Raw genomic sequence first — 15,448 nt, forward strand, 5'->3', positions numbered from 1 at the left:
TTTTTTGCCTATAATTCCGATAATCACATTAATTTTAATAACTATTCAATTGAAGTATGAAAAAGGAAATGTTTTAGTTCAGCTAATGTAGAAGTTCCTTCCATCGGGCCCTTTTTAGATACGGCTAAAGCACCACTAGCGTTAGCATATTGCAAGGCTTGTTCAACAGAGTAACCTGCTAACATTAAACTGACAAATGTTGCCCCGAAACAATCTCCCGCACCAGTTGGATCTATCGAGTTGACCTTGTATCCATCAACATGAAGTGTTTGTAAATGACCTTGTTCATCAAGTCCATAATATTTAGCTCCTTTAGCTCCCCCTTTTACCACAATATGTTTAATGCCTTTTTTAAGCAACTTAAACATAGTTTGTTGTTCATTTTCATTATTGTTAATGAAATAGCTAACTTCGCTTTCACTGGGTAAAAATATATCGGTATACTCCATAATATAATCGAAAGATTGTTCCATTTCTGGTATATCAAACATTTCTTTGCGTAGATTAGGATCAAATGAAATTGTACCGCCTTTACTTTTGATGATATCCAACGCTTTTCTCATAGCGTCAATCACACGAAATGAATAAAGCGATGATCCCATTACATGCAAATGAGTACAATCTCTTAATAAGTTTTCATTAATATGGTTAAACGAAAGTAAACCACATGCACTATTTGGAATGTTAAAAATAAAATCTCTTTCATTAGAACCTTTATAAGTAACAAACGCACTACCTGTATTGGCCTTATTATGTGGAGTAATACCATCAATAATGACACCATCACTTTTAAGGCGATGGATGCACATTTTTCCAAAAATATCTTTTCCTACACAACTAAAAAAAACAACAGGAAAACCTAATTTTGCAACTTGATCTGCAAATATTGCAGGGGCGCCACTAACAAAAGGGCCGATAAACTCCCCAGCTTGATCGAAACGCTGATTTTGTTCTTTTGCTAAAAACTCAACTAGCAGTTCGCCTATCGTGCAGATTTTAAAACGCATATTATGTCTCCAATTTGTTTTGATAAGTTACACAATATTTATTTGAAATAAGCTGCTCAAAATTAGCATCTAATAATTGTTGATGATACTCGGTTACAGCAGATCTTGATAACATCACCATATCAATATCAACTAAAGTTCCAATACTATTATCATTATTATGAATAATACGTTGCGGTAATATGCCAATTGTATGTGCTGCTTTTTTCATTATTTGTTGATAAATTCTAACCTGCTCTAAACTTTCAATAATCAATTGATTATCAGTATTGATTGAACTTAATTCGATAACAAAATGTGATATAGAAAATTGGTTCAAAATAAAATTGATCATTTTGTTATCTAACAAAAGATTCCCTTCCAGTATGGCTCCACCAACAAGCACTACTTCAGCATCGGTAAACTCTTTCGCTAATTGTGCATTGCTAATGTCATTCATAATGAGTATTAATGATTTTTTGCAATGTAAAAACGGAATCAACTTTCTTATCAAATTTCCATGGCTTAAAAACAATGTATCGCCATCATTAATATAGCTTAAACAGGTTTTGACTAATTCAATATCACAACTATTACTTTGTATATAACTTGGTGTATTAACACTTAGCTGATTAAACACACCTTCAGGGGTAACATAAATTGCACCACCAAAAGAACGCTTTAAATATCCTTGCTGCTCTAAATAAGTTAAATCTTGACGAATAGTCACATTTGAGACCTGAAGCAATTCAGATAATTCATCAACTTTAACTTCACCTTGCTTACGAACAATTTCTGCAATTTGTAATCGTCGTTTTAATAAACCTGAAGATGCTCTAGCCAATTTTATTTCCTACGCCATAGATAAAAATTAAGGATAGTGATAATAGAATTAATCATATATTAGGTCAACATCAAACTATGATTAGAATTTTATCTTATAAATCATACCATTAATAATTAGCATTTTTTATCCCACAGCGTTTTACATATACATGTTAACTATCAAAACGAAAATTTATCAATCTTTTTTATTTCGTTTTAAAAGTAATGTTAATTTTTGTGATCTAACTCACGCGATTATTACTAGCGTAACTTTCGTTTTGAAATCATAATTAATGGAAATAATTTTCAAAACAAAAGTTACTAACATAATACAAAGTGAATTAGATTATTAAGGAGAAGTTATATGACTATTATTTCAAGTAATAACATGCTAAAAAAGGCTCAAACAGAACATTATGCTGTGCCTGCCTTTAATATCCATAACTTAGAAACTATGCAGGTCGTTGTTGAAACAGCAACAGAATTACAATCGCCCGTTATTTTGGCTGGTACACCTGGTACATACAGTTATGCAGAAACAGAAAATATACTTGCTATAGCAAATGCTTTATCAAAAAAGCATAACATTCCATTAGCTGTCCATTTAGATCATCACGAAGAATATAACGATATCACCAGTAAAATTAATGCTGGAGTAAGATCGGTCATGATTGATGGATCCCATTTTCCATATGAAGAAAATATCGCCATTGTCAAACAAGTAGTTGAATATGCTCACCGTTACGATGTTAGTGTTGAAGCTGAATTAGGTCGCCTTGGTGGCGTTGAAGATGATTTAATCGTTAATGATAAAGATGCTTTATATACTAATCCAAAACAAGCTTTAGATTTTATTGAAAAAACAGGAATTGACTCCCTCGCTATCGCCATTGGTACAGCACATGGTCTTTATAAATCAGAGCCAAAACTGGATTTTGATCGTTTATCAGAAATTCGCTCAATGGTTGATATTCCTCTCGTATTACATGGCGCTTCGGGTGTTCCAGAAAAAGACGTGCGTGAGTGTATTAAGCGTGGAATTTGTAAAGTAAATGTTGCGACAGAATTAAAAATTGCATTTTCAGATGCATTAAAACAATACTTTATTGAACATCCCGATGCCAATGATCCCCGCCATTATATGAAACCTGCAAAAGCAGCAATGAAAGACATTGTCAAAAAAATTATTACAACATGTGGATGTGCAGGCAAATTATAGAGGCCAAGATAATGATCTATACATTAACACTTAACACTGCAATCGATATGAATATTCATTGTCAAGGGCTTAACCCTAATGCAGTTAATCGAACCTCTCATACTGAATATAGCCCGAATGGAAAAGGAGTCAATGTTTCAATCGTATTGCATAAATTTGATAGCCCCACTTGTGCATTAGGATTCTTTGGCGGATTTTCTGGTAAATATATTATTGATGAACTAACGAAAATACAGGTCAAGACAAAACCCTGTTTTATTGATGATATCACGCGTATTAATGTTTTTATCAATGATAATGAAAACGAATATAAATTAGTCAGTAAAGGTCCGTTTATACCTAATGATAAAAAAACAGAAATGCTAACTATTATTGAATCACTGGTTAACAATAGTTATTTAGTCGTCAGTGGTAGCTTGCCAAATAATATTGAATCTGAATATTACAAGGCTATTTTAAATTTATGCAACAAAAAAAATATTCAAGTTATCCTTGATATTAGTCACCCAAAATTAGGTGATTTACTCTCCTATAAACCACTATTAATTAAACCTAATGATGATGAAGTAAAAGAGATTTTTGGCTTTGAAACGAAAACAAAATCACAAGTCATTGCTGCACTAGAAAATATTCATGCGCAAGGAGCGAGAAATATTTTATTAACCATGGGAGCTAAAGGGCTTTACTTTTCTAATGGGACAAATATTTGGTTTTGCAATGCTGTAAAAATCAAATTAATTAGCTCGGCTTGTGCCGGTGATGCGTCACTAGCAGCTTTTCTTAGTGAATGGCTACCTAAACAACAACATATTGAAAAAGCCATAAAAAAGGCATCAGCAACAGGCGCTAACGTTGCAGAATCAGACGGATTAGGTTTACTAAATAAAATCAATATTTATATGGATCAACTTGAAGTTACCCTAATCAAGTAAAGGAGATTGTTATGAAAAAAATATTAGCCGTTACAGGCTGCCCAACCGGTATCGCGCATACTTATATGGCTGAAGAGGCCTTAAAATCAGCGGCCCAAAAGGCTGGAGTCGAAATAAAAGTGGAAACCAATGGTGCAGGTGGTATTGATAACGCCATTACTGATGCTGATATTGTCAATGCAATTGGTGTTGTTATTGCAGCAGATAAAGATGTCAATCCAGATCGCTTTAATGGTTTACCCGTGCTTGAAGTACCGGTTAAAGACGGTATCCATAAGGCTGCAGCACTAATCGAAAAAATTATGTCAGGTACAGTTCCTGTTCGTAAAGGTGCCCAAAATAGCACTAATAACACAGTTTCATCAAACCAAGTAGAAGTAAAAGAATCGATTGGACGCCAAATCTATAAACACCTAATGAGTGGTGTGTCAAACATGCTACCATTTGTTGTCGCAGGTGGAGTACTAATTGCTTTATCATTTTTATGGGGAATCTATTCCGCCGACCCTAATAATGCCCAATATAATGAATTTGCTGCATTGTTAATGAAAATAGGTGGGCAAGCATTTGGCATAATGGTACCAATCTTTACTGGATTTATTGCCTATTCAATAAGCGGAAAACCTGGCATGGTGGCTGGTTTTGTTGGTGGCTTAATCGCCAACATTACTGGTGCAGGATTCTTAGGCGGAATTATAGCCGGCTTTGCAGCAGGCTATTTAATGCTTTATGTCAAAAAAATGTTAGATGGATTACCTCGTTCATTTGAAGGACTTAAATCGATTTTTATTATGCCATTAATTGGTGTATTTGTTATCGGTGCAGGTATGTTTTTACTTGGTGGTCCAATTGCAAGTATTAATAATGGAATGAAATCTTTCCTTGAATCATTACAATCTGCAAATCCTGTTTTACTCGGTATTGTTATTGGAGCAATGTGTTCGTTTGACTTTGGTGGTCCTGTTAATAAAGCAGCGTATGTTACTGGCACTATGTTGTTAGGTGAAGGAAATTTCTATTTCATGGCAGGTGTGTCTGCTGCTTGTATAGTACCACCCTTTGTTATTGCATTCTCTACCACTATTTTCCGCAGCAAAGCTTTCACAGAAGAAGAACGTGCTGCTGGACTTGTTAACTATGTTTTAGGTTCGACACACATTACAGAAGGTGCAATCCCATTTGCGGCTAAGGATCCTTTGCGAGTAATTCCAATTATGATGTTATCTTCTGCAATCGCATCAGTATTGACATTCATATGTCAAATTCAAGTTCCAGCGCCACATGGAGGATTTTTAGTTCTGCCATTGGTTAATAAACCATTTTTATGGGTAGGCTGTATCTTCGTAGGAGCACTAGTTGGCGCTATATTATTAGGTTTAGTACGTATTCATCAAAATCGACAATTAGTTGCCAAAAAATCAGTTTAATCAATCAAGAAATATACCGATTTATTTCGGTATATTCAATTTAGTAAGGAATAGAAATGAGCACATTAAATTTGACAGTACATGATATTTCAATCGTAACTGGATCCTATTCTAAAAAAGAAGCAATTAAAGACGTATCAGAAAAGATGATCCAAGCTAAGTTAGTCAAAGACGACTATACCCAAGCAATGTTTGATCGTGATAAACAAATTTCGACTTTTTTAGGTAACGGAATCGCCATTCCACACGGCACAACGGAAAAACGTGATAGTGTTATCCAAACTGGAATCAAAATCATATATTATCCTGAAGGAATTAATTGGGATGAAGATAATAATATAGCTTATGTTGTCATTGGTATTGCTGCAAAAACCAATGAACATTTAGATATTTTACGTCAACTAACTCGAGCAGTGATTGCTGAAGATACGCTAATACGAATTCACGCAGTTAAAACTTCGGAGGATTTATTAGCAATTCTTCAAGGTAATTAAAAGATCTTGATTTTGTAATAAAAAGAAAAGACATAAGGATGTTGTTATGAAATTATCTCGATAAAAACTATTAATAACAAAGCATTATGCCTATAAAATGTTAACAGGCGCCTACATAAAAAAGCTACAAAAGCACATTATTTTAAAAGCATATTTAATATAACGTAATGGTAATAATATTGCCTTTTCAGAAACAGAACGACAACATTTGATGGAGCTTAAATTCGTGGGTGCCAAAATTATTGAAAGACTTGAAAAGATGAACTTCGATTCTTTCGATAAATTGTGTAATGCTAGTTTAGATGAAATCCTTAACAAAAGTACGTTATTATCAGGTTCAACTTTGGAAAAACAGACATCAAGCAAAAACGGTAATAACTCATATTTTGAGTTTAACAATACGTAATATCCCTTTTATGGGTGGTAAGTACATCCAACTTTTCAATTAAACAATGATAATCGATTTTTTGATTTCTTATCTATTTTCAAGATATTTATACTGAAACGTATAGTTACCTGAAACTTTTTAACAAAAAGATAGCTGTCTATATATTCCAATTTATGTAGGTATAGTTAGTCATATTGAAAAATATAAAATGTATAATTGATTCAATATAGCTTGTTTAATCTAAAAATAACGGTATGCTTTTCGCTAACATTATCATTTTATATAAACTTTATTAATTAGTTTTTGCTCATTTAGTTGAAGTTTGGCAAAATAGACACCCTAGCTAGGCGATGATGATTGTCTTAAATGATTTGAATTTGTTAATAATAAATAAAAAGTAATATAAACATGTTATTGTTAAATAAAAGCAGGAACGGAATTAGGATGATTAGTCGAATTAAACAACCTATAAAAATATTATTCATCTTGAGTTGCCTAAGTGGTATAGCCATTTGTTCTGCACCTGCTTTTGCCGATGAAGAACAACAAATTTTACCGCAAACAATTTCACCTCAAACTGAGGAAGAAATCGATGTTAATATTCCTGTTCAATCATCTCAGGATAAACAAATTGATATCGTTATTCCTACTGAAAAACGTGAGGTAATTTACCACAAAACCATCTTTTCACTTTCAGGTCAACCAAAGTATCATGTTGACTTTCAACATGTTGATTATGTAAATCCTAATGCACCTAAAGGTGGAGTAATTAAACTGGCTGAAGTTGGCTCTTTTGATAATTTGAATCGCTACGCTAGCCGTGGAGCACCAGAGCGAAATTCAGGGGCGTTATATGACACGCTTTTTACCAATACGGCTGATGATATTACCAGTTTTTATCCACTTATTGCGACATCAATAACTTATTCTGATAGTTATCGTTGGGCTGAGGTTACTATTAATTCCAACGCTCGTTTTCAAGATGAGAAACCAATAACTGCCCATGATGTTGAGTTTACCTTTCACAAATTTATGACCGAAGGCGTGCCTCAGTATCGTGTTTATAATAAAGGCATTACAGTTAAGGCAATAGATGATCACCATGTGCGTGTTGATATTCCCGATTCCGATCGGGAAAAACTCCTTTCATTCGTTGGTAGTATGCGAGTTATGCCGAAACATTTTTGGAAAGATCATGATCTTTCTGAACCACTAACTACACCACCAGTTGGTAGTGGTCCATACTACATTAGCGAATATAAATTAGGGCAATATGTTGTTTATCGACGTAATCCGAATTATTGGGCACGTAATTTACCTATTAATAAAGGCTTAGATAATTTTGACGAAAAACGTATTGATTATTATATGGATGATAACGTTTCGCTAGAAGCCTTTAAAGCTGGCGAATATGATTTGCGTGCTGAAGATCAACCTAAAAACTGGTTTACTCAATATCAAGGTAGATATTTTGATTCTAACCATATTATTAAACAAGAAAAACCTGTTCAAACAGCTACCGACACTAGATGGCTTGCGTTTAATTTACAAAAAGATCTATTTAAAGATATTAAAGTTCGTGAAGCTATTACCTTGGCATTTGATTTTGAATGGCTAAATCATGCCTTTTATTATGACAGTTACAAAAGACCTTATAGCTTTTTCGAAAACACCATTTATGCCGCAATCGGCACACCTAGCGAGAAAGAATTAAAATGGCTTAATGCTTATAAAGATATTATTCCAAAGCGTGCTTTCGGCAACGCCTATTATTTGCCAAAAAGTGATGGTCAGGGCTTTAATCGTGATAATTTATTAAAGGCAGCAGAATTATTAAAACAAGCGGGTTGGGAAGTTAAAGACGGTAAGCTGATTAACACTAAAACACAGCAACCATTTGAATTTGAACTGATCAGTTACCTTGGTAGTGATATTAAATATGCCATTCCCTTTCAACAAAATTTAGCACGTTTGGGGATCACCATGAATATTACCTTGCTAGATTCAGCACAACAATTACGACGTGTTCGTGAACGTGATTATGATATGGTTGCACGTGATTATTATGCCGTAAATTACCCAAGCTCTAATTTGCTAGTGCTTTGGGGAAGCGAGTATCTTAACTCATCATGGAATGCTTCGGGTTTGCATAATAAGGCTATTGATGCCATTATTGCTGAAATCACCAAACATGTGGATAATCAAGAAGAGTTAGTCCCGCTAGGACGAGCGCTTGATCGGATTTTAACGCAAGAATATCCAATGATTCCAATGTGGTATAACAGTAAAACGTATTATGCATACTGGAATAAATTTGGGCAACCAGCTATACAACCTACTTATGCAATCGGAGTTGATAGTTGGTGGTATGATGCAAACAAAGCAGCTAGCCTACCTAAAAATCGGGAACATTAATATGATCAATTACCTTATTCGTCGACTGTTGCTGATTATTCCAACATTGTTTGTGATTTTAACTATCAACTTTTTTATTGTACAAGTTGCGCCAGGTGGACCCGTTGATCAGGCGCTTGCTATGATTGAAAACGGACCGCAAGCAGGGCAAGGGCTATTGCCTGGGAGTGGTGGCTCATCTACGCCAGTGCAGCAATATAAAAATGAATCAAATTATCGCGGTTCACGCGGACTTGATCCCCAAGTTGTCGCAATGATAGAAAAGCAGTACGGCTTTGATAAACCGATATTTGAACGTTATATCGAAACACTAAAGAAATATATATTATTTGATTTTGGTAATAGTTTTTTTAAAAGTGAATCGGTACTAGGTTTAATTGCCAAAAGTTTACCTGTTTCAATTTCATTGGGATTATGGAGTACTTTGATTGTTTATCTCATTTCAATCCCGTTAGGCATTCGCAAAGCAGTGAAAGATGGTTCTGCATTTGATTTTTGGTCAAGTACATTAATTATTATTGGCTATGCGATACCTGCTTTTTTATTAGCGGTTTTATTTATTGTATTATTTGCTGGCGGTAGTTATTGGGATATTTTTCCTCTACGTGGGCTAATATCGAACCATTTTGAGCAACTCAATTTTTGGGGCAAAATAAAAGACTACGCATGGCATATTTGTTTACCCACTATTGCAATGGTTATTGGCGGTTTTGCATCACTCACCATGCTAACTAAAAATTCATTTTTAGATGAAATCCGCAAACAATATGTAATAACCGCACGTGCTAAAGGATTAAGTGAAAGAAAAATTTTATATAAACATGTTTTTCGCAATGCAACATTGCTGATTGTATCAGGCTTTCCTGCAGCTTTTGTTGGTATTTTATTTACTGGTTCATTATTGATTGAAATTATCTTTTCGCTTAATGGACTTGGGCTATTGGGATATGAGGCAATTATACAACGTGATTACCCAGTGATTTTTGGTTCATTGTATATCTTTACATTAATCAGCCTTATTACTAAATTATTATCTGATTTATCTTATATGATGATTGACCCACGTATTGACTTTGAGGCTCGCAACTAATGACCACCCATTACTCTATTAATCAACAGCGTTGGCAACGATTTAAACAGAATCGTCGTGGTTATTACTCACTTTGGTTATTTATGATCTGTTTTGTGATTAGCTTATTTGCTGATTTTATTGTTAACGATAGACCAATTTTTATTAAATATAAGGATAATTACTATTCGCCGATTTTTCATTTTTATCCAGAAACGGAATTTGGTGGACAATTAGCCACACAAACTAACTTTCTTGATCCTGCTGTACAAAATAAAATAGAAACTAATGGCTGGATTTTATGGGCGCCATTTCGTTATAGCTACAATACATTAATTTATGATACATCCAACACGTTTCCAACGCCGCCTTCGGCATCACATTGGTTAGGCACCACCGATGCAGGTTTCGATGTATTTGCCAATATTTTATACGGTTTTCGCATATCTATGTTTTTTGCGATTTTCTTGACGATTTTTACTTCAATTATTGGTGTCATTTTTGGGGCTATACAAGGCTATTATGGAGGTAAAATTGATCTAATTGGTCAACGTTTCATAGAAATATGGAGTGGGTTACCTGAGCTATTTGTTATTATTCTATTAGCCAGTATTTTACCGCTTAATTTTTGGTGGTTATTAGGTATTACCGTATTATTTGGTTGGATGGCTTTAGTAGGTGTAGTGCGTACTGAATTTTTGCGTACTCGCAATTTTGATTATATTCGTGCAGCTAAAGCAATGGGAGTTAGTGACACTAAAATTATGTTTCGTCATATCTTGCCTAATGCCATGGTGGCAACATTAACCTTTCTACCTTTTATACTTTGTGGCTCGATAACAACACTAACAGCGCTAGATTTTTTAGGTTTTGGTTTACCGATTGATTCGCCATCACTAGGACGATTATTACTACAAGGTAAAAACAATCTACAAGCTCCTTGGCTTGGCATCAGTTCATTTTTAGTTATTGCAACTTTACTGTCACTGCTTATTTTTATTGGTGAAGCAGTAAGAGATGCATTTGATCCAAACAAAGGAGTGTATTAATGAGTTCTCCTTTATTATCCGTTCAGGATTTAAGTGTTGCATTTAAACGTGGTACGCATTTACTATCACAAGTAGTAAGTAATGTTAGTTTTGATATTAATGAACAAGAAACACTTGCTTTAGTGGGAGAGTCAGGCTCAGGGAAAAGCATTACCGCATTATCAATTTTACGACTACTACGTAAAGAACAAGTGGTATACCCTACTGGTGATATTTTGTTTGAAGGAAAATCATTATTACATGTGCCAGATAAAGAACTTCGTAAAGTTCGCGGCAATGAAATTAGCATGATATTCCAAGAACCGATGGTGTCATTAAATCCTCTACATACAGTTGAAAAACAACTTTATGAAGTGCTAGCGTTACATCGAGGAATGAAGCGTAATCAAGCTCGTGGCGAAATTTTACAATACCTTGATCGTGTAGGCATTAAGGAACCCAAAAGTAAATTATTAGCTTATCCTCATCAACTATCTGGTGGCGAAAGGCAGCGAGTAATGATTGCTATGGCAATATTAACGCATCCAAAGTTACTTATTGCTGACGAACCGACAACAGCACTAGATGTATCTGTACAGGCACAAATTATTCAGTTACTAAAAGAGTTAAAGAAAGAACTCAATATGAGTATGCTTTTTATTTCGCATAACCTTGGTATTGTTAAAAAGCTTACTGATAAAGTGGCTGTTATGCAACAGGGCCAAATTATTGAATACAATAATAAACAGCGTATCTTTTTACGTCCACAGCATGAATATACTCAAACACTATTGAATTCAGAGCCAAAAGGTGAACCTGTACCATTGCCCGATTCACCTGGAATATTACTTAATGTTAATCACCTTAATGTTGAAGTCATTACCAAAAAACGTTTATTTAGCAGCCAAAAGAAGAAAATTATCAACAATATTGGGTTTGCTGTACACCAAGGTGAAACGGTTGGTATTGTAGGTGAGTCAGGATCGGGGAAAAGCACTACAGCATTAGCAATTTTACGGCTAATTAAATCGCAAGGTGATATTTTATTTGATAGCCATCCGATACAAAATCTAACAGGTAAAAAACTGTTACCATTTCGTAGCCGAATTCAAGTGGTCTTTCAAGATCCGTTTTCATCACTTAATCCACGTTTTAATGTTGAGCAGATTATTAGTGAAGGATTGGTGACTCACAAAAAACTAAGTAATGCAGAGCGTGAACAAGCTGTAATTGATATTATGCAAGAAGTTGGGCTTGATCCAGATATGCGTTATCGCTATCCGACCGAGTTTTCTGGAGGGCAACGTCAACGAATAGCTATTGCTAGAGCTTTAATTTTACAGCCTGAATTATTGATTTTAGACGAACCTACTTCATCGTTGGATCATACTATTCAAAAACAAATTATTAATTTACTGAAATCATTGCAAGAAAAGCATCAGCTTAGTTATTTGTTTATTAGCCATGATTTAGCGTTGGTTTACACTTTGTGTCACCAAGTGGTTGTTATGAAAGATGGTAGTATTATTGAGCAAGGCTCACGTGAGAAGATCTTCTATTCTCCTGAAGATGAATATACAAAAGCATTACTTTCATTTTTAGATAAGCCACCTCGAAAGAAAAGTAACACTATGATACATAAAGATAAAATTGACAAAACAGAGCAATTTACTCATAAGGATGAATCTCAACAAGATCTACAGCGAGATAAGAAAAAAGATAGAGAGGTCAGTTGGGAAGATGCCTTGTTAATGCGTAGAAAATAAATATGCAACGCAATAATTTAACAATGGTTTATAATAAAACCATTGTTAATAAGTCAATATACCAATCTATTTAGCAGGTTTATTATGCAAAAACGAATACTACCTTTTTTATTAACCCCTTGCTTATCAATAATTCCAATAAATGCCATGGCGATAACCTGTAGTGATAATCCTATTCAGAATATAGTTGAGGCAAATAACTATATCTTTCAAATCCTCGATTATATTGACTCACCAGTAAGAAATATTAAACAAGAGATTCGGACTTCAACTACCAAATTGGGAGCGGATGCTAACAGCTCTACAGCTAAGCACGAACTAGAATATGCTTCTAACGGACTTATCACACAAAGCCATTATGATCTTTATTCAGATAAAAATACCCGTATTTACTCGGAACACCTACAAAAAAATAAATCTGGTTGGGAAAATATCATTGAAGATGTAGAAGATAAAACTAACAGCATTATCCAATTTAATACCGATGAACAAGGCAAAATTGTCGTATCACAGCAAACTAAAAAAGCGACCGATTTTGTCTTTTTTGAAACAGATAATTATGTATACGACAGTAATAATTGTCTTATCAATAAAAATGTACAATGGCTGCTTAAAGAAACTGATGAGAATGGTAACTATACAGGTAAAGAACAAAAAGGGGCTTCAATTTATACATTTGGATATCAAGAGCAACAGCTAACCAAAGTGTCGTATCAATTTAGTAATAATATGAAAAATGAGAGTGATTTTTCGTATCAATATGATAATGGTCATCATCGATTAACAACCATTGAAGGTACTTATTTGTCATCAGGCAAAGAAGCGGCTCATTATGTAACTAATTTTTCAACCTTTAATGAAAAAAACGATTGGCTAACAGCAATTAAAATTAAAAATAATAACGGTGGTAAACAGACAACTATTACCCGCGAACTTACTTATTATTAGTCTTAAAAATACACAAAACGTGATTTGATTAATAACGTTTTGTGTATTTTTGCCGTTGTTCTTACAATTCAAAAAAATATCTCTTACATTCGAATAAACAATATATAAATAGCATGTAATGTCCATGCTAATGCTAATCCAAACGTCAGTAATTTTTCACGTTTAGGATAGATTTTACGCTCGTGTAAAATGGATAAAATTTGTTGTAATCCACACCAGATAGGTAATGAAATCATCAAAAATAAAAAAACTTTACCAATTTCTTTATTGGCTATTTTAAGAATATAAGAACGTGTTATTGCATCGCCAAAAGGAATAATAAATCCCAAAATGACAAGCACAACTGGTAAAAAAATTGCAGCCCATGTACCGCCTAAAGCAAATAATCCTTTTATGACTTTTCCATCAGTATTTTTAACTTGAATTTGTTGATTTTTCATTAATTCAATACCACTCACTTCAATACAAATAAAAATAAAAAAATCGAAACAGTTAGCATCACCATCCACAGTCCCGCAATCAGTAATAATGCGTTAGATTTTTTATTAAATATTGTGCAAGGTAAAGCTTTGGGTATTAAATTAAACCAAACTATTGAATGGTAAACACTAATAAATAATGCAATACAATTAAGCACCACAATAAAAGGGCTACGCAAAAAGAAGATAAAACGGTAAAACTCATCTTGTCCAACAGTGTTAGTGTACATACATATTACGCCATACATTAAAACTAAACTTACCCAAATCATCGAAAAAGGAACTAATTTATGCATAATTGAAATTATAAAAGAGCGTTTTACATCGGTTTGAGTCGTATCAAGGCAATTATTGGTATTTTGTTGATTCATAAATCTCTCTTGGTAGCATTGTGTTTTATGCTAGTAATAGTTTGGTAGTTTTTTTACTTGGTTATTACAAGTGTTAATCTGCTTTATCTTGCTAACTTATAACAATTCATAATATAACCTTTTAATACAGCAATACTATAAAAAAGTACGTCTAATTTTAGTGAGTAGTCATGCTTGGATAAAAAAGAAAGCCCAATATAAAGTAAGTATCAGAATTATCATTGCTATATTACTTATATTTCTAATAATGCATAGCAAGGTAAATCCATCTAACTAAGACGATCGAAAATATAAATATAATAAACCTAGTGGAGCAAGTAACCAAGCAAAACCAAAACACAGCGCCATTGTCCATATTTTTACTATTAAGAACAATTCTGTTCGTACAATAAATAAATTATCCCCAACTATGTAATTCACAACACCTTCATAAACAAATCTAGAATATGGATATAATCCCCATTGTATTAAAATACATACACCTAAATATATACTTTCAGGATTTTTAAACTTAAATATGATTAAACAAAAAAGCGGTACAACAAATATTAAACAAAATAGATATTGTCGTATCAAATAACCTAGAGTTAATGCCCCAAATGTTTTTTTTAGAAAATTAGCCATAAAACCCATTCTTAATATTTATCTTTTATTGTACTTTGATTTAAGAGATCATTTTTATAATTTTTAAATTCCAGAATCATACAAACCAGCCATATTTTTATAAATTAAAAATAATAATATTATATCGTTTTTGAATAATGCTTTAATTTGCTTCGGGTTTATTTTAACAAGGTATTTTTATAATGCAAATTAATGAAATTATAAAAGGGCCTTTACATCGGTTTTAGTGGTATCAAGGCAATTATTGTTACTTTATTGTCATAAGTGTTAATTTGCTCTATGTCGTTATTCTAAAAGCAAATCATAAAGAGTTTTAATATATCATATGCTAAACAAAAGTACGCCCAAAACAACATTAATGTGATCTCTGTTTTATTGATATATAGGATCTTTATTAACACAAATGAAAACAATAAAATCAATTATATATCCAAATTTTTATCAATTATTTGTAAAAAAGAATTGAGCTATTCACAC

The 15,448-nt window shown here is 33.3% G+C and carries 13 protein-coding genes and 1 pseudogene; 10 read left to right on the forward strand and 4 right to left on the reverse strand.

Annotation, left to right across the window (positions count from 1 at the left end; all coding sequences use genetic code 11):
- Positions 1–41 precede the first annotated feature (41 nt).
- Complete coding sequence (locus A9G44_RS08675; protein WP_034910205.1) at positions 42–1,007, reverse strand: sugar kinase; 966 nt, start codon at positions 1,005–1,007, stop codon at positions 42–44.
- 1 nt (position 1,008) lies between these two features.
- On the reverse strand, positions 1,009–1,830 hold the full coding sequence (locus A9G44_RS08680; protein ID WP_065610453.1) for a DeoR/GlpR family DNA-binding transcription regulator: 822 nt from the start codon (positions 1,828–1,830) through the stop codon (positions 1,009–1,011).
- 345 nt (positions 1,831–2,175) lie between these two features.
- On the opposite strand from A9G44_RS08680, the gene A9G44_RS08685 reads away from it, so the two are divergent.
- The 10 genes and pseudogenes from A9G44_RS08685 to A9G44_RS08730 all read left to right on the forward strand — a co-directional run bounded on the left by A9G44_RS08685 (position 2,176) and on the right by A9G44_RS08730 (position 13,497).
- On the forward strand, positions 2,176–3,030 hold the full coding sequence (locus tag A9G44_RS08685; protein ID WP_034910211.1) for a tagatose bisphosphate family class II aldolase: 855 nt from the start codon (positions 2,176–2,178) through the stop codon (positions 3,028–3,030).
- An 11-nt stretch (positions 3,031–3,041) separates the two neighbouring features.
- Positions 3,042–3,962: a 1-phosphofructokinase gene (gene pfkB, locus A9G44_RS08690; RefSeq protein ID WP_034910212.1), complete on the forward strand. Its 921-nt coding sequence runs from the start codon at positions 3,042–3,044 to the stop codon at positions 3,960–3,962.
- A gap of 11 nt (positions 3,963–3,973) precedes the next feature.
- The gene (locus tag A9G44_RS08695) at positions 3,974–5,389 is read left to right on the forward strand and encodes a PTS fructose transporter subunit IIC (RefSeq protein WP_065610455.1); all 1,416 of its coding nucleotides are present in this window, start codon (positions 3,974–3,976) and stop codon (positions 5,387–5,389) included.
- 56 nt (positions 5,390–5,445) lie between these two features.
- Positions 5,446–5,883, forward strand: coding sequence for a PTS sugar transporter subunit IIA (locus A9G44_RS08700; RefSeq protein WP_065610457.1), 438 nt, complete (start codon positions 5,446–5,448; stop codon positions 5,881–5,883).
- Between the two features lie 211 nt (positions 5,884–6,094).
- Positions 6,095–6,289 (forward strand): hypothetical protein, encoded by a 195-nt coding sequence (locus tag A9G44_RS08705; protein ID WP_143426355.1) that lies wholly within the window; start codon positions 6,095–6,097, stop codon positions 6,287–6,289.
- A gap of 426 nt (positions 6,290–6,715) precedes the next feature.
- Entirely contained in the window at positions 6,716–8,686 is a 1,971-nt protein-coding gene (locus tag A9G44_RS08710; protein ID WP_081298303.1) for an extracellular solute-binding protein, read from the forward strand.
- Between the two features lies 1 nt (position 8,687).
- Positions 8,688–9,776, forward strand: coding sequence for a microcin C ABC transporter permease YejB (locus tag A9G44_RS08715; RefSeq protein WP_065610521.1), 1,089 nt, complete (start codon positions 8,688–8,690; stop codon positions 9,774–9,776).
- A complete protein-coding gene (locus A9G44_RS08720; protein WP_065610461.1) occupies positions 9,776–10,804 on the forward strand; it encodes an ABC transporter permease in 1,029 nt (342 codons plus the stop codon). The genes A9G44_RS08715 and A9G44_RS08720 overlap by 1 nt, the downstream gene beginning before the upstream one ends.
- Positions 10,804–12,387, forward strand: a pseudogene (gene yejF, locus A9G44_RS08725) (microcin C ABC transporter ATP-binding protein YejF); the annotation flags it as partial. The gene A9G44_RS08720 and the pseudogene yejF, both read left to right, overlap by 1 nt.
- Before the next feature lie 246 nt (positions 12,388–12,633).
- Complete coding sequence (locus tag A9G44_RS08730; RefSeq protein WP_034910223.1) at positions 12,634–13,497, forward strand: hypothetical protein; 864 nt, start codon at positions 12,634–12,636, stop codon at positions 13,495–13,497.
- 83 nt (positions 13,498–13,580) lie between these two features.
- On the opposite strand, the gene frdD is transcribed toward A9G44_RS08730, so the two are convergent.
- Positions 13,581–13,937: a fumarate reductase subunit FrdD gene (frdD, locus tag A9G44_RS08735; protein WP_065610523.1), complete on the reverse strand. Its 357-nt coding sequence runs from the start codon at positions 13,935–13,937 to the stop codon at positions 13,581–13,583.
- A gap of 14 nt (positions 13,938–13,951) precedes the next feature.
- A complete protein-coding gene (locus tag A9G44_RS08740) occupies positions 13,952–14,347 on the reverse strand; it encodes a hypothetical protein (RefSeq protein WP_051634141.1) in 396 nt (131 codons plus the stop codon).
- Between the last annotated feature and the right edge of the window lie 1,101 nt (positions 14,348–15,448).

It is taken from the genome of Gilliamella sp. Occ4-3, from assembly GCF_001690675.1.
GTDB lineage: Bacteria > Pseudomonadota > Gammaproteobacteria > Enterobacterales > Orbaceae > Gilliamella > Gilliamella bombi.